Genomic DNA, 17,103 nt, shown 5'->3' on the forward strand with positions numbered 1-17,103 from the left:
TTTTAAAAAATTTACTACCGGCATTCTGTTACTTCTTTACACTCAAATATATCTTTATTTTTCTGACAAAATAACTTTCAATTTTCCATACTTCAAATAAAGATTTTAATAAAAAGATTTTTGAGTTGCTCGACTTAAGATATGCTTTATGAAAATAGATTTTACTTTTGAAAGCGTATTTGTGCATTTTAATAAAACTCAAATGATTTGAAATAGTTTGTGAGGATAAATGATTATAATTTAAGTTATACAAAAGGTAATTGTTAAGTCCCAATCTTTTAACTTTGATACCTATAATAGATTCTTCCATATACAAAAAAGTATTTTCATCTAACAACCCCATATCAAAAAACACTTTTTTAACACCCATGAAAAAAGAGCCCGCCAAACAATCTACAGGCTTCATTTTTGAAAGATGGTCAGTGTTATAGATTTGCCTCCCCCTATAGAAGTCTTCATCACGAAACAAAAAATCTAATGTGAATAGTGAGCCTTTTAAATCATCTATAAATTTGGGGATTTTCCATGCTGACATCTTTGATATCTTTCCATTATCATGCATTAAAGGAGCGATAAAAGCCGGTTTATTCAATTTTTTATATTGTTCAGCCATTTTGAATAATAATAATGTGTCTTTTATCATAATATCATTATTGCTAATTACAATAAAATCTATGTTCTTTTTTTCTAAATGATGTAAACCAAAATTATTGCCATATGCATAACCTCCATTTTTTTCGCTAAGAATTACTTCAATATTTTTAATTTCTAGATATATATCTTTTAATATATCATATGATTTATTGGATGAGCAATTGTCAACTATTAGAATATTTAACTCTATTTTTTCTTGTTTTTGCAGGTACTTAACACAATTGATAGTATCTAAATATGATTCAAAATTCAAGATGATTACATCAATAGACGTTAATTTATTTGCTTTTTTCATCAAATAGTGTTTTGTTTTAGAAACTGTTTTTAGAGCACCACAAATCAACTTGTTGGGTGTAGTTGTTCAAAACATTAGTTCAAGTTTTTTATTTGTGGAGCGAGGCAAAACATCAATTTTATTAAGAACCGTTTTTAACAAAATTTTTCTTGTTGTATTGACAATTTTTTTCTTGGAGGTTAGGGAGAAAATTACTTAAATTGACTAAAATTTATTATTAAAAATTACAACCAACGGATTAAATTAATTTGACATAGCTCCAGCAATAAAAAAATTTTAGCTTTAATTAGTTATAAAAGAAAATTCTATAAATTAAAAACAATACAATTATCAGTTAAATACTAAATTCCTAATTACTTTCGCTCTTGTAATTTGGAAGCTTTGTCATTTTAAGTATTTCTCTCATTTTTTGTCCCCAAATGTCCCAATTTAATTCATTTTCAAATTTCTTGCGGGCGTTTAAAGATAAATTACTTAATTGGACTCGATCATCTAAAAGCGATTGAATAGTAGCCGCATAATCATGTGACGTAGCTGTAAACGGCAAAGTATAACCGTTTACACCACTTTCAATAATTGAACTAACTCCACCGGTATCTGTAGTTATAACCGGTATTCCAAAAGCATTAGCTTCGCAAAACACTATAGGAGTGCAATCAGCACGGGTAGGAACAAATAGAAGATGTGTATTGTATAAAATATTTAATAAAACATCATATTCTTCACTTTTGTTCTTATCAAGAAATGGCACTATTTTAATTTTATCATCATTTTTAAATAAAACAGGAATACAACCACAAATTGTTAAAGTTATATCATATCCTCTATTAATTAAAAGATTGAATGTTTCTACTACAATTTCTCCACCTTTTCTTTGCCAATCTACTCCTAAAAAAAGAAAATTTATGGTACTATCGAATTGTTTGTTTAAACTTGCTTTTTGCGGTGTAAAATCTAGATTGGCTCCAAATTGCACTGTAAAGACAGAACTTTTATCAACTTTATAATTATTAATTACATATTCAGCCGCCCAAGTGGAAGAATAAACATGAGTGACAGACTTTTTTAGTGCGTATTTTTCGATTAAATTACCCTCTTTACAAGAAAAATTGGAAATATTTGAAAAATAATCATAATAATTGTTTAATTGTCCAAAAGAGCTATCTGACAAATAACATATTGGTATCGATGTGTCCAAATAAGCTATTTCCGTCGATGCTACTGGAGCAAAAATTACATCAATTTTTTTATTTTTGAGTTTTTTTTTTATTTGAGAAGCATAAAATTTACTTAATACCAAACTGTGCGATCTATCATATTTTTTTATAAAAAACATCTGATTTATAAAAGTGTTTATTAAAAGCAGCGATTTTATTATTAAATTATACTTTATTGGCGCAATTAAATAAACTTCATCAACTTCTTTCAATAAGGATTCATACATCTTAAAATGGGTTCCGGACCAACTTCTTTTATCTTTTGGATTTTTTGCGGTTAAATATCCAACTGTAAGTTTTTCTTTCATATTGTTGGTTACAATTAATTTATTTTTATAATTTTTCCTCTGAATGTTTTCATTTTAAGTGTAGCGCCAATTGTAATAAGTAGCAGTACAGGCGTTGTTGTTGTAAAAATTCCATGAACTACAAAAGTTAGAAGCAAGACGGTAAATACAGCTGCCTGTAAAAGCATGGTCGTTAATTTTTCTAGCTTACTAAAACTTAGTATAGGAACTTTCAAGGCCACTTTTAAAAGTTTAAATAAAAAAAGAAAGAAAAAAAATAACCCAAGTAATCCGGTTTTTAATAATACTGTAATAAAACCATTATGGAACATAGGTAAAACATCTAATGAATCCATTTCACCATTAAAAATCCAATTCGGAGTATAAACGACAGTACCGAAGCCCTGGCCTACTAATATCTCAATAAAATTACCTTCACTGAATTTTGTTAACCCTAAAAATGCTTCATATCCGCGCCAGTTTTGACTTATTTCAAATGATGTTTCATAATCCTGAACAAGAATTTCATTGAAAGAATGATTTATTTTTGATTGAAATGTATCTTCTTCAATTGCACTGGATTCAACTTTTATGAAAAAGCCTCCAAAAATAATTACTACTACTACAAACACTGTTAGCCAGTAGATTTTTAAAATATAAAAAGCTTTGTTTATTAAAGGAATTAAAATCATTACCAATAATAAAAAATAATCTGTTCTCGAAAATGATATCGCAACTGAGAACAGAGAAATACCCATTATCAGCCATTCTTGAAAATTTTTAAATATTTTAAATTTACATATTCTTGCGTAAAACAATATTGTAAATGCTAACAATGCTGTTGCATTTGATAAGCTATACTCATATCTTGTTTCAAGACCTAGTTGGGTCAATAATGCTGGATTTAAAACTAACTCTACAAATTTATAAACAGTTATAACAAGCGAACTTAGTACAACAATTCGTATTAGCTCTCTAAAATCAATTATGTTTTTAGACATGTAAAACCCGATAATTATAAATATTGGAGCTTGAATAAAGTACATTATATCTCTAGAAAAATAATACAAATCATATTCCGCTAAATGGACTATCCCAACTAAAAATCCTGTAAAAATAATCATCTTTAAAAAAAAAATATTTTTTAATCCAAGAGAGGCATTTACTGATCTATTAAGTTCAAGATGAATTAATAAAGGAATTGATAAAAAAACTACAGCTTGGTCCCAAGCTGTTTGGGAAAGAACCAATAGCAGGGCAGTATACCAGAAAGTCAGATCTTTTTTATTAGATTTTAGAAATCTTTTCATGATTTATTTATAAAATGAAAATACTTTTATATTGTTTCTTTGAATAACTATTGCGGCATAAATTGTTATGGTAAACTCGCAAATTAATAAAGATATAGCTGCCCCAACAGTAGATAGTTTGAATACAAAAAGTAAAATTCCTAAGACAAACAAATTTAAAATTGCACCCGTCATGTAGATTCTAGAAAAATATTTATCCATTTTAAAAGGTAACAATACAACGTTAAATAGTATTGATGCAGTGGGCAGTATTATTATAAGTGGAGATAAAATTCTAAAAATTAATATTGAATGGTTAACATTTTGACTAAACAACAAATGAAATATTGGCTCTGCAAAAATGAATCCGATTATCCAAATAAAAATTGAAATTAAAATCGTAAAATTTAAAATTCTCCGCAAAAAAACTACAGTTTCTTCGAATGAGTTTTTTGCCAATTGAATAACATGTGGATAAATTGTTTGAGTAAAGGGAGAAAATATGGCTACAATTATTCTCAAAGCTTTTTCTGCGATTGCATAATAACCAACCATAGTTGTATTAGTTACCAATCCTAAAACAACTGTAGTTGTCGTTGTGTATAAATTAGTAGAAATTGTAGAAATAAAAATATAATATCCTTCTCTAAGATGTCTCCAGACATTTATACTTTTTTGGATTTTAAACGGAATTTTAAAATTTACATTTATTATAATCATTGAAATAATACCAACAAAAATATATCCTCCAGAATTTAATACTGGGACTAATAAATAATCACTTGGAGATTTCACGAATATAAATATCGAAATAGTAAAAATAGCTTTTGAACTTACAGACAGAATTGTGATGTATTTCATCTTTTCCATTCCTTGAAAAAACCACGTCGGAAATAACATTGTTCCTATGACCATACCAAAGGTTAAAAAATACAACTCCCAGTGAATTGAAAATTTTTCAAAACTAAAAACTATAATTGCCATTACAACAAAACAGATTATTACTAATACAAAACGAGCTGTCATAATTGAATTATAGGCTGTCGTTAATTCTTCGATGTTATTCTTGGTTAATGATATTTCTCTGGTTCCGGAAAAATTAAATCCATATTCCGAGATGATAGAAAAATAGCTAATAAGCGCTTGTGCAAAGATAACAAGTCCGTAAATTTCTATTCCAAGAGTTCTAACCATATAAGGAAATGTAATTAATGGTAATATTAAATTAGCAGCATGTAAAAATGACAATGATATAAAATTAGAATATAATTTTTTGTTTTCCGCTCTCTTAAATTTTTTTATCATTATCTAATGTCTTTAATTTTCAATTCAAAAAAGAAGATTTCTTAACTAAAGTTTTTTGGTAAAATCACTTGATTTTTTAAACTTAAATTATAGTTAAACAATGCTTTAAAGAAATTATTTAATTTTTTAAAAGACGATGGAACTTATTTTAATTAAAAACTTAAAATGCGTGATGTATATTATTAAGTTGGTCGGATGATTGAAATTGAATATTATTATAATTTAAACAAACATGACAAATCCAACCATCGCTATTAATAAAAGTGCAATAGCTATAATAAATATAATACCAAATTTGTTTTTAGAAAAAATCATCTAGATTAGCTATTTAAGAATAAGATATTTTAAAAAAAATTTAATTCACAAACAAATTTTTTACAGCTCCGCTGTAGAAAGTTACATAAATGAACAGTCCACGTTTAATAAAAATTATGATTTATTCCTTTTTTTTAGTAACAATAAAAAGTGTTTAACACTATTAATTCATTTGAAAAAGAATCAAATCAATTATAAAAAACATTTTATCAATCATTTAAAAGTAAGATTACTAATTTATGAATCACAAAAAGTTAAAAAAATAAATCTTAATTTTAACTAATCAAAATAATTCGAAAAATTTATGATTTTGATTTGTAATGATTTCAGTAAATTTATCAGTTTGACTTTGAAAGGCCAATAAGCAACAATACTATTGAAATGTTTTGATTTCCCTTATCGAATTATCCTACTATGATCCTTTTCCACCAGTTTTTTTTTGGCATAGATCTACCATACCCATAACTTTGCCCATACCCGTAGCCTCGTTTTAAATCAACACCATTTATAAGAATCGCCATATTAGGCAATCGCTTTTCATTGAACATTTTTTTTGGAATTTCTAAAAGCCTCTTGTCTAAATTATTAAGTCTAATTACATACAAACATAAATCAGCATAATGACTTAACAATAGCGAGTCAGTAACCATTTTTACAGGAGCTGTATCTACAACAACGTAATCATAATTATCTTTTGCGTAATCGAAAATTTCATCAAAACGACCATTCATTATTAGCTCAGATGGATTAGGAGGTACTGTCCCTGAATTTATAATGTCAAAGTTTCCTTCTAAAGAACGTTCAATCACATCCGAAACTTTTAGAAAATTATCCATTAAAAAATTGGACAATCCATTTCCTATATTTTGATTAATATATTCATTACTATTCGCTTTTCTAATATCTCCACCTATTAACAATACTTTTTTATTAGAAAGGGCAATTACCGATGCTAGATTTAATGTGGTAAAAGTTTTACCTTCTCCAACAATTGTCGACATAATAAATATTATTTTTGCGCGACCTTTTATTTTAGAAAGCATAAAATTAATATTGGTTCGCAACATCCTGAAAGATTCAGAAATATTCTCTTTATCAGTGTCGTGAATTACGATTTTACTACCTCTAATCGTTTTAGGGATTTCTCCAATTATTGGTGCTTTTATGATATTTTCAATGTCTTTTATAGATTGGACTTTATTATCAAAAAAATATATAATATACAAAGTTGTAAATGGTATTAATAAACCTAATGACAGCGCTGTGATGATTACAAGAATTAATTTTGGACTTGTAGGTCTATTGCTCCCATCTGCAAAATCAATTATTTTTGCTTTAGGTGCAGTTACTGCTAGTGAGATAGCATTTTCTTCTCTTTTTTGTAACAGAAACAAATATAAGGTTTCAATAATTTGCTGTTGACGTTGAAATTCTTTAAATTGTCGTTCTTGTTTTGGCGCCGAATAAATTCTTGAAAATACTTTATCTTCCTCTTTTTTAGTATTATTTAAAGCGATATTCAGAGATGCTTTTAAATTTTGCAAACCATGTGATATTCCGGTTCTCAATTGTTTCAGTTGCTCATCCAAATTTATAATAACAGGGTTCTTTTTGCTTGAACTCTTTAAAATCCGATTGCGTTCTATTAATAATTCATTGTATCTAGCACTATTTGTACTAACCGCATCATCTGATAGCCCTAAATTTGACGGTATAATTTGTTCAGTGTTTTTGTTAACATAATCTGTAACATACTCAGCAACTCTTACCTGAGTATTTAAATCAACAATTTTTTTTTCTAATTCTGCATTGTTTTGTAGTATTAGTGAAGATTCATCGTCAATGTCAGTTAATTGATTATTTTTTTTAAAATTTTCCACTCCCTGATCTACATTTGACAATTCGTTTTTAATAAGATCCAGACGTTCATTTATAAATAAATTTGTGCTTTTACCGATAAATAATTTATCATCCACGGCATCTTTGTTATATTGTTGTACTAAATTATTTAAAATATCTTGTGACTTTAATTTAACAGGTGCTTTTAAAATTAATTGAATTAAACTAGACTTTTTGTACATTGTTTTAACTTCAATATTTGTTCTTAAGTCTTCAATAATATTTTTTATGGGAACGACCTTAACTACTATTTCTTCATTTTTTTTTAAGTTTTTTAATGCAGCTGGTGTAATAGTAATATTTCCAAAATCTGTTTGCATATTTTCACCAAATAAATAGACTTTACTAACTGTACCCCTACTGTTTTTGAGAACAAATTTTGCAGGTGTTAAAGCAAGAATGGAAAAAGTAGTGTCTTTACTATATACTAAGGAATCCTTCAATAAAAAATTAATTATGAATGGAATTTCATTTTTGTATAATTCTTTATTGGAAATCATTCCCTTTTCATAAAAAGTAATGTTTGTACCTAATTTTTTTATTACACTTTCCATCAAACTAAACGATTTTAGCATCCCAATTTCATTATCGACAGATGTTTTACCAAGAGTGGTCAGTCCTAAGTCTTCAAAAGCTGAAAGTTCAGAAGGCAACCCCTTACTGTTTTCATCATTAATTAAAATTGTTGAAGTAACAGTATATTGTTTAGGGATAAATTTTAAATATGCGTATGCGCCTAAACTAAAAATAAATATGCTAATTAAAAACCATTTCCAATTGTAGGCATACTTTTCAAATTTTTCTCGATAATTAATGGGTTCTTCGTCTTCAAACATATAATTGGAGGGGTTCTCATTTTGCATAATTTAGATTTTAAAGTTTTAGCGAGTAAGAATGGCTATTATTGAAATTAATGATGAAATTGATGAAAGTATTATACCTGCATTAGCGCCAACAGCTGATGAGTTTAACTTTGTTTTATTAGGTTCTACATAAATCACATCATTTTGCGCTAAATAAAAATAAGGAGAACTAAAGATTTTTTTATCCGTTAAATCTAGTTTGATAATGGCTCTTTTTCCTGCCTGCTCTCTAATTAACATTACATTTTTTCGCTTACCGTTTATGGTTAGATCACCGGCTAAGCTAATGGCTTCTATTATGGTAACTCGCTCGTTCGGTATTAAATAAGTACCTGGAGTTTTTACTTCACCTAAAACAGCTACTTTAAAATTTATTAATCGAATGTTTACAATAGGTTTTGCAAGATATTCTGCTAAAGTCACAGTTAATTTTTTTGTTAATAATTTTGTAGTAATTCCTTCTACTTTAACAGCTCCAATAACTGGAAAATTAATTTGACCTTCATTATCAACGATATAAGTTAAGGGTTCTGGATCCGCTGCACTAATCGATTCATATAAATTAAAAGGAACTGCTGCTCCTTTATCAATTGCTGATACGTTGATGCTTAAAATATCACCTATTTGAATTTTAGGCTCAAAAATTTCATAATTCTCAAAAGTTAAATCATTCCCATTGTCTTGAAAATACACCATTTTTTTAGAAGAAACACAGCTGGTGAAAATTATAGTTAACCATACTAGCAATAAGTATTTAATATTTTTATTTTTCATATAATTGTTGTTTAAATTTTATTTTTATACGGAGATAATATTTTTCACAATTCACTCTTTTCATTTTTATTTAAAAGAAAATAATTGAATTTAATTATGAAGATTTCTCCTACACTATACATTGTTAGTTCTTTTAATAGACTGAAGAAAAGTAACATGATAACATATAAAAATATTAAAAAAACAGACATTTGAAAACTATCTAAAAATGATGAAAGCCATAAAGTAATTATAATAATTACATAGTTTAGAAATCCTAAAGTCATTGCAACTTTAAAATGTGACAGACCTGAATCAATTAAAATATGATGAATATGATTTCTATCTGCCTTAAAGGGACTTTTTCCTTCCATCATTCTTAATCCAATCACCCTAAACATATCAAATAGAGGCATGAATAGTACCGCAAATACTATTACTAATTTATTTTCAGCTTTAAACGTAAAATTGCTTAACAATGAAGTATCCATAGAAAGAAATTTTAATGTACAAAATCCTATAAAAAATCCTATCAGCAACGAACCTGTATCACCCATGAAAATTTTCTGTGTCGTCGAAAAATTATAATATAAATAGGCCAGTAACATTCCTATAACACTCAAACTAATTAAAAAATAAAAGTGTAAATCAGAGGCGTAAAAAATTAAAGAAAACACACTAAAGATCACAATTGCGATTGTGGAAGCTAAACCATCTATTCCATCGATAAAATTAAATGCATTAATAATCGTCAATAAAATAAAAATAATTCCACAATATTCTAATAATTCAGGTAATTCATATATTCCTAAAAATCCATTCAAAGTTTTCACATGCATACTATTTGATAGTAATAAAAAAATGATAGCTATGGTTTCCATTGTTAATTTGTCGCGTGGAGATGTAACGACCAAGTCGTCTTTTAAACCTATTATAAATACAATTGTTATCGCTGTAATTAAATTGTTGCCAATATTTTCAATATCAAAATGTTTAATAAAAAAAAGTGAAATCATAATTGTAAAATAAAAAGCTACACCAGCCATAGTAGGTGTTGGACAAAAATGAGAGCTACGATTATTGGGTTGATCGTTTAAATTCCGAACTTTTATTATCCGATGTATATTTGGTATAATAACATACACTAATAAAAACGAAATTATAACTATCATTATACTTAACACTGATAAATTAGACATGATTTCTTGTAACATCTTTTTTATTTTTTTATTATTATAAAATATTTTATTCAATGAAAGAATTTCTTTTTCTATCTGCTTTTGTTAATTAATTCCTGTCTATTTTTAATTTTTTATTCTTGTAAAAAATTTGTTGATAATAAAAAAATCAATTAATCTTCATCTAATACATCTTTAAAATCTCAAATGACTAATTTTTTTATTAGGAATATTATCAGTCTGAATTTCTTACATGATAAAAAATTATTTATTAGTATTAAAAATGTTATGGGTAATAATTATTTTTCTTATTTACAAATGGGGTTACAATTTTGATCTAAATCTAAATATAATTATTGGTTTCAAATAATTTTAACTATCAATAACCAATATATTCGATAAAAGGTAATATTGTCTTAAAAACATGATAAACAGCATATTACAGTTCATTATTTTTATAATTAAAACCTTAAATATTACGATTTCAATTTTGAATTTTGATCTTAAAAGTTGTTACAATATAAAAAAAACGAATAATGAAGTATCATTGAAAAAATGAAAAGACTTAAATCCAAAATGAATAACGCGGTTACTAAAAAGCCGATACCATTTGGAAATCTAAAATTTTTTACCGAATGGAAGAGGAAATAGTAAAGATTTCTTGTGACTATTTAGTTTACAAAAAAGGAATGAAAACGAATTTCCGAAAGATTTAGAGATAAATTTTAATAGCATTTCAAACAAAAGAAAAATCAGATTTTTTTGAATTAATTTGCTTTAGATGCAATAAAATTAAAGCGTTGCGGTACAAAATTACTCTAATCATAAACAGCCATCAAAGTTATTACCACAGAGATTTTTAAGTACTGGAAATAGGATTATTTTCAGCAATTCAAAACCGGAAAGCGTGTTTGGATATTGCTGTTTTTGTGATAAAAGTTGTTGAGATAAAAGAGTATATCTTGGGAAATAAAATACGATTATTTGTCAACTGTAAATTTCTTTAACGAAATGGTGGTTGCAGAAATGCTTTTTAGAGATGCCTAAAAAGCGGTTACTTAACATTTGGAAAATGGGACATTTCAATCTCGAAAAGAAATCAAGCACATTTATGAAGAAAGCAATAATAATTTGTGCTTGGATCCCATGAAAAAGAAAATAAACGATTCTTATTAAGAATAAAAAAACCTCGTTTAATATTTTTAAACGAGGTTCTTTTTTAAATACTTAAAAAATAAATTCAGAAACAAAACTGTATCTCCCACTTTCATAAAAAACTAAATATTTATAAATTAGTTTAAAATTTTAATTTTCCAGTTTTTAAATATATCGCTGAGTTTTTAATCGAACTGATAATTGCATCTGTAAGGGCTTTCTCAAATGCAAAAAACATAACGCTACCATTTCCTTTTGATATAAAATCCAATACTTTTTTTCGTGACTTTACATCATAAATCTGAAAATGAGATTTAATAATACAACTTTCACTTTGAGTACCTGCAGTCATACCCATACCTCCGGACATAGCCATACCCATACCAGGATTTCCTTGTATACTGTTTGTAATTTCGTGATCATAAATTCTTATCAAGTAATCAGCGCTAGTATTTGTAAATAATGAATCTACTTTCTTTTGTTGATCTTGGGTAACAATCACTTGATCATTTGAAATAAATTCAAATGATTTATCATACTTTATATCACCAAATATATTTTCTTGTTTCAATGTAACAGCACATAAACTATCATACTGTTTCACAAAATCCTTTTTTTGTTTGTACTTTTTATTAAATGTTTTGGAAAATTCACTAATTAATACTGTGTCATCACCAAAAAGTACCGCAGTTTTGTTGGGACCAAAAACAAATTTTGAATCCTTATAATTTGAATTTTCACTAATACGAACTACTTCGCATGAAACTAATAATTGAGCAACTACTATTCCGGCGATCAGCCATTTACTTACCTCCATTTTATCATTAAATTAATTAATAACTTGTTAAATTTTAAAATTTCCTTGAGTTTTTTTTAAACTTTTCTCCCCAACTCTTCCGCATCAATATCACTATGAGAAACATTATAAATGGCTTTTCCTTCTTTGATTAAAATCAATTGGGGAGATTGATGATGTACTCCAAAACGAGTTGCAATTTCATTAGAAATATCGCGATGTGCTATTAAATCTAAAAAATAAGGCGTAACTTTATCTGAGCTATTAAACTCATTTTCAAATTGTTTCAGCGCCATCCTACTTATACTGCATCGCGTACTGTGTTTAAAAATAGCCACCGGTTTTTCATTCGAAATGATGGTAATTTCATTGAGTTGTGCCAAATCAGTTAGTTGGTTCCAGATGATTTTGTTTTCATTTGAATTTGCATCGTTTGAACTATTAAAAATATTTTTAAAAAAACTCATAATTTTATTGTTTTAAGACATTTTGACTTTTATACATGATATAAATCATGAAATTTCTGTCAATTTGTCGGTACTATTGTATTGGAATATAAATTGAATATAGATTTACAAAGTTAGTCAAATTACCCCAAAACACTCTCTCATCATGAACATAAATAAATTCACAATCAAATCTCAGGAAGCCATTCAGCTTTCGCAACAATTAGCGCAAACTAATGGACAACAACAAATAGAAAACGAACATATTTTTAAGGCTATTTTTGAAGTCGATGAAAATGTGGCGCCTTTTCTGCTTAAAAAACTCAATGTAAATGTGAGTTTATTGGAACAAATAATAGACAGCACGATACGAAGTTTCCCAACCGTTTCAGGTGGCGAAATTATGCTTTCCAGAACCGCAAACTCAACACTAAACGAAGCCGAAATTATTGCCAAAAAAATGAATGATGAATTCGTTTCTGTAGAGCACTTAATTTTAGCCATATTTGGTTCCAAAAGTAAAGTTGCACAAATCCTAAAAGACCAGGGCGTAACTGAAAAAGGACTAAAAGCCGCTATCGATGAATTGCGAAGAGGTGAACGAGTGACTTCGGCATCGGCTGAGGAAACCTACAATTCTTTAAATAAATACGCTAAAAATCTTAATGAATTGGCACGCGCAGGTAAACTCGATCCAGTTATCGGTCGTGATGAGGAAATTCGTAGGGTATTACAAATATTAACGCGCAGAACCAAAAACAATCCAATGCTCGTGGGAGAACCCGGAGTGGGGAAAACTGCCATCGCCGAGGGATTAGCACACCGAATTGTAGATGGTGATGTTCCAGACAATTTAAAAGATAAAATTGTATATTCCCTTGATATGGGAGCCTTGATAGCAGGCGCGAAATACAAAGGTGAATTTGAAGAGCGTTTAAAATCCGTAGTGAAAGAAGTGACTTCTGCTGAAGGAGATATTGTTTTATTTATTGACGAAATTCACACACTTGTTGGTGCCGGTGGTGGCGAAGGAGCCATGGATGCGGCAAATATCTTGAAACCAGCGTTGGCTCGTGGAGAACTTCGCGCCATTGGAGCTACAACTTTAGACGAATATCAAAAATATTTTGAAAAAGACAAAGCACTCGAAAGACGTTTCCAAAAAATAATGGTCGAAGAACCGGATACGGAAAGTGCAATTTCTATTCTACGAGGTATCAAAGAAAAATATGAAACACACCATAAAGTTCAGATAAAAGATGAAGCTATTATTGCTGCAGTCGAATTGTCTCAACGCTATATTACCAATCGTTTTCTTCCAGACAAAGCCATTGATTTAATGGACGAGGCAGCTTCAAAAATACGTATGGAAATCAATTCAAAACCCGAAGAACTGGATGTGCTGGATCGAAAAGTAATGCAATTGGAAATAGAAATTGAGGCAATTAAAAGAGAAAAAGACGAAAGTAAACTCAAAGTTTTAGGAATGGACTTGGCGAATCTAAAAGAAGAAAGAAACGAGATTTACGCCAAATGGAAATCAGAGAAAGATGTGGTGGATAACATTCAAGCGGTAAAAACGGAAATTGAAGATTTTAAATACGAAGCGGAACGTGCCGAACGTGATGGAGATTATGGAAAAGTAGCCGAAATTCGTTATGGAAAAATAAAAGAAGCCCAGGAACGATTGGATACATTTCAAAAACAATTAGCCGAGGATCAAACTGGAGGAACATCGTTGATAAAAGAAGAAGTTACCCGCGAAGACATTGCCGAAGTCGTAGCAAAATGGACCGGAATCCCAGTTATGAAAATGCTTCAGGGAGAAAGAGAAAAATTATTGAAACTGGAAGATGAATTACATCACAGAGTAGTTGGGCAGGAAGAAGCCATTCAGGCGGTAAGTGATGCCGTGCGCAGAAGCCGCGCCGGATTGCAGGACATGAAAAAACCAGTTGGAACTTTTCTATTTCTCGGAACTACAGGAGTTGGTAAAACAGAATTGGCAAAAGCTTTAGCAGAATACTTGTTTGACGATGAAAATGCGATGACTAGAATTGACATGAGCGAATATCAGGAGCGCCACAGTGTAAGCCGTTTAGTTGGTGCGCCTCCAGGATATGTAGGTTATGAAGAAGGCGGACAATTGACCGAAGCAGTTCGTAGAAAACCGTATTCTGTGATATTATTGGATGAAATTGAAAAAGCGCATCCAGATACTTTCAACATTTTGTTACAAGTCCTTGATGAAGGACGTTTGACAGATAACAAAGGACGTCTAGCCGATTTTAAAAATACGATTATCATCATGACTTCTAATATGGGAAGCCAAATAATTCAAGAAAAATTTGAAAATTTAAAAGGAGGCGTCGAAGCTGCGACCGAGGCTGCAAAAGTGGAAGTTCTCGGACTATTAAAACAAACCGTTCGCCCGGAATTCATTAATCGGATAGATGAAATTGTAATGTTTACGCCATTGACTAATGAAAATATTACCAAAATCGTAGGTTTACAACTAAAAAGCGTGACTAAAATGTTAGCGCTGCAAGGCATCACTATGGATGCTACTCCAGAGGCTATCGCCTATTTGTCCGAAAAAGGATATGATCCTCAATTTGGAGCCAGACCAGTGAAACGCGTGATTCAAAGAGACGTTTTGAACCAATTATCCAAAGAAATTCTAGCCGGAAAAATCACAACCGATAGCATTATTTTGCTGGATGCTTTTAATGGACAATTAGTTTTTAGAAATCAAACCGAATTAGTTTCTTAATCGGAATAATTTCAAAAAATGAAAAACATCAGTCGAAAGGCTGCTGTTTTTTTATGCCGTATAGTTTTTTAGGAGCAGAACACTTATTGCTTTTCAATACGAGTTGTCCCGCTGTCCGCAGTATCTTTTTTTAAACGCAACCCTTCCAGAATTCAAAACTCAATAAGGATAAGAAGCGTTTAAAAAAAGGATACTTACTTCCATCAGGGCTATACCAGAAATTTATGTCTCTCAAGCCCATTTTATAATTTGAGTAAATCAAAAAAGTATTAAATTCGCACTATTAAATAAACAAAACGCGCAGATTAAATTTTGGGACAGCAATTCCAAAATCAACTCAGTTTCTAAAAACAATCAAAATGGCATCAGGTTTTTTCGCACTATTAGATGATATCGCAGCAATCATGGATGATGTTGCAGTAATGAGTAAACTAGCAGCCAAGAAAACAGCTGGCATTTTAGGTGATGATTTAGCCGTAAATGCCGAGAAAGCTTCCGGATTTATATCATCAAGAGAACTTCCCGTATTGTGGGCCATTGCAAAAGGTTCCTTTATAAACAAAGTAATTATTTTACCTATTGCTTTTTTGCTAAGTGCCTTTTTGCCCATAGCCGTCGTTATCATCTTAGTGCTTGGCGGACTATATTTAGCTTATGAGGGCGCCGAAAAAATATTTGAATACTTCTTTCCTCATGAGCATTCCAAACATGAAATTTCATTGGAACCGTTGACTGAAGAACAGATTTTAGCTTTTGAAAAAGATAAAATAAAATCAGCCATAGTAACTGATTTTATTTTGTCTGTAGAAATCGTAATCATTGCGCTAGGCACCGTAATTGGAAAACCCATTTCATCACAAATAATGGTTGTTACCATCATCGCAATCATAGCCACCGTTGGAGTTTATGGCATTGTTGCGCTAATAGTCCGCATGGATGAGGTAGGTTTAAAACTGATGCAACTGAGTTCTAAAGAAAAAAGTTTTTCAAAAACTTTAGGAAATATTCTGGTACAAGCCTTGCCAAAAGTCATCAAAAGTTTGTCCGTAATAGGAACTATCGCTTTATTATTAGTGGCTGGTGGTATATTTGTACATAATATCGATTTTTTACATGGCGTATTACCCCAATTACCTTCCATTGTAACCGAATTTTTAGTGGGGCTTGTAATAGGAGGACTTGTTTTGGCAACTGTAAACCTCTTCAAAAAAATAATAGGCAAAAAGTAAGCATCCCAAAATAGGAATTTGAATAAAACAAAAACAGCATCACCGACTGGTGATGCTGTTTAATGATATAAATAAAAATGAATTTTATTTTACAGAAATTGGAATTATCCAATTATCCCAACTCAAAGAAATAGAATTATTATTTATTGAATAAATTAATTTTTCAGCTTTTGACTTCGCAACTTTTTGTTTTACTGTTACTCGAAGTTGATCTTCTTTTTCTTTGTATTTATAAGCTCCCCATTGTTTCGATTCTTTATTAAAGATAACAGTGCATTGCTTATCATTTGGAATTATAAAAAAAGAATATTTTCCTGCTGGTAATTTTGATCCTTCAACAGTTAATTCTTTGTCGGTTTCAAAAGTTGTTGCATCATTTGCACCGGCACGCCAAACTTGATTGAATGGAACTAATTTACCCCAAATTTCTCTGGCTCTAACAGATGGACTGCCGTAATTGATAGTGATAGTCGCTCCATTTATTTTTCCTGAAGCCACTTCCTTTGTACTCGTTGGTTTCTCTTGAGCATTTATTGTATTTGTAATCAAAAATGCAACAAGTAAAAGATGTATTTTATTAAGTAATCTCATAATTTAAAAAGATTTAGTTTATTTCATAAAATTAAAATAAGTTCGATCAACTTAGTAT

12 protein-coding genes are annotated in these 17,103 nt (G+C 29.5%); 2 read left to right on the forward strand and 10 right to left on the reverse strand.

Annotation, left to right across the window (positions count from 1 at the left end):
* Positions 1-28: 28 nt before the first annotated feature.
* The 9 genes from ACP7AV_RS06510 to ytxJ all read right to left on the reverse strand — a co-directional run bounded on the left by ACP7AV_RS06510 (position 29) and on the right by ytxJ (position 12,473).
* Entirely contained in the window at positions 29-949 is a 921-nt protein-coding gene (locus ACP7AV_RS06510; RefSeq protein WP_426091239.1) for a glycosyltransferase, read from the reverse strand.
* A 349-nt stretch (positions 950-1,298) separates the two neighbouring features.
* Positions 1,299-2,378: a glycosyltransferase family 4 protein gene (locus ACP7AV_RS06515; RefSeq protein ID WP_426091240.1), complete on the reverse strand. Its 1,080-nt coding sequence runs from the start codon at positions 2,376-2,378 to the stop codon at positions 1,299-1,301.
* A 110-nt stretch (positions 2,379-2,488) separates the two neighbouring features.
* The gene (locus ACP7AV_RS06520; RefSeq protein WP_426091241.1) at positions 2,489-3,763 is read right to left on the reverse strand and encodes a hypothetical protein; all 1,275 of its coding nucleotides are present in this window, start codon (positions 3,761-3,763) and stop codon (positions 2,489-2,491) included.
* Positions 3,764-3,766: 3 nt separating this feature from the next.
* The gene (locus ACP7AV_RS06525; protein WP_426091242.1) at positions 3,767-5,047 is read right to left on the reverse strand and encodes an oligosaccharide flippase family protein; all 1,281 of its coding nucleotides are present in this window, start codon (positions 5,045-5,047) and stop codon (positions 3,767-3,769) included.
* A gap of 719 nt (positions 5,048-5,766) precedes the next feature.
* Entirely contained in the window at positions 5,767-8,124 is a 2,358-nt protein-coding gene (locus ACP7AV_RS06530; RefSeq protein ID WP_426091243.1) for a GumC family protein, read from the reverse strand.
* An 18-nt stretch (positions 8,125-8,142) separates the two neighbouring features.
* Positions 8,143-8,898, reverse strand: coding sequence for a polysaccharide biosynthesis/export family protein (locus tag ACP7AV_RS06535; RefSeq protein WP_426091244.1), 756 nt, complete (start codon positions 8,896-8,898; stop codon positions 8,143-8,145).
* A gap of 44 nt (positions 8,899-8,942) precedes the next feature.
* Positions 8,943-10,091 carry an MraY family glycosyltransferase gene (locus tag ACP7AV_RS06540; protein ID WP_426091245.1) on the reverse strand — a complete coding sequence of 383 codons (1,149 nt, stop codon included), beginning with the start codon at positions 10,089-10,091 and terminating at the stop codon, positions 8,943-8,945.
* A 1,261-nt stretch (positions 10,092-11,352) separates the two neighbouring features.
* The gene (locus ACP7AV_RS06545) at positions 11,353-12,027 is read right to left on the reverse strand and encodes a hypothetical protein (RefSeq protein ID WP_426091246.1); all 675 of its coding nucleotides are present in this window, start codon (positions 12,025-12,027) and stop codon (positions 11,353-11,355) included.
* 56 nt (positions 12,028-12,083) lie between these two features.
* Positions 12,084-12,473 carry a bacillithiol system redox-active protein YtxJ gene (gene ytxJ / locus ACP7AV_RS06550; protein WP_426063791.1) on the reverse strand — a complete coding sequence of 130 codons (390 nt, stop codon included), beginning with the start codon at positions 12,471-12,473 and terminating at the stop codon, positions 12,084-12,086.
* 145 nt (positions 12,474-12,618) lie between these two features.
* Here ytxJ and clpB point away from each other — a divergent pair, with 145 nt between their 5' ends.
* Positions 12,619-15,225 carry an ATP-dependent chaperone ClpB gene (gene clpB, locus ACP7AV_RS06555; protein WP_426091247.1) on the forward strand — a complete coding sequence of 869 codons (2,607 nt, stop codon included), beginning with the start codon at positions 12,619-12,621 and terminating at the stop codon, positions 15,223-15,225.
* Positions 15,226-15,584: 359 nt separating this feature from the next.
* On the forward strand, positions 15,585-16,454 hold the full coding sequence (locus ACP7AV_RS06560) for a DUF808 domain-containing protein (protein WP_426091248.1): 870 nt from the start codon (positions 15,585-15,587) through the stop codon (positions 16,452-16,454).
* A gap of 84 nt (positions 16,455-16,538) precedes the next feature.
* On the opposite strand, the gene ACP7AV_RS06565 is transcribed toward ACP7AV_RS06560, so the two are convergent.
* A complete protein-coding gene (locus tag ACP7AV_RS06565) occupies positions 16,539-17,045 on the reverse strand; it encodes a DUF2911 domain-containing protein (RefSeq protein ID WP_426091249.1) in 507 nt (168 codons plus the stop codon).
* Positions 17,046-17,103 lie beyond the last annotated feature (58 nt).

It is taken from the genome of Flavobacterium sp. DSR3-2 (assembly GCF_049896525.1).
Lineage (GTDB): Bacteria > Bacteroidota > Bacteroidia > Flavobacteriales > Flavobacteriaceae > Flavobacterium.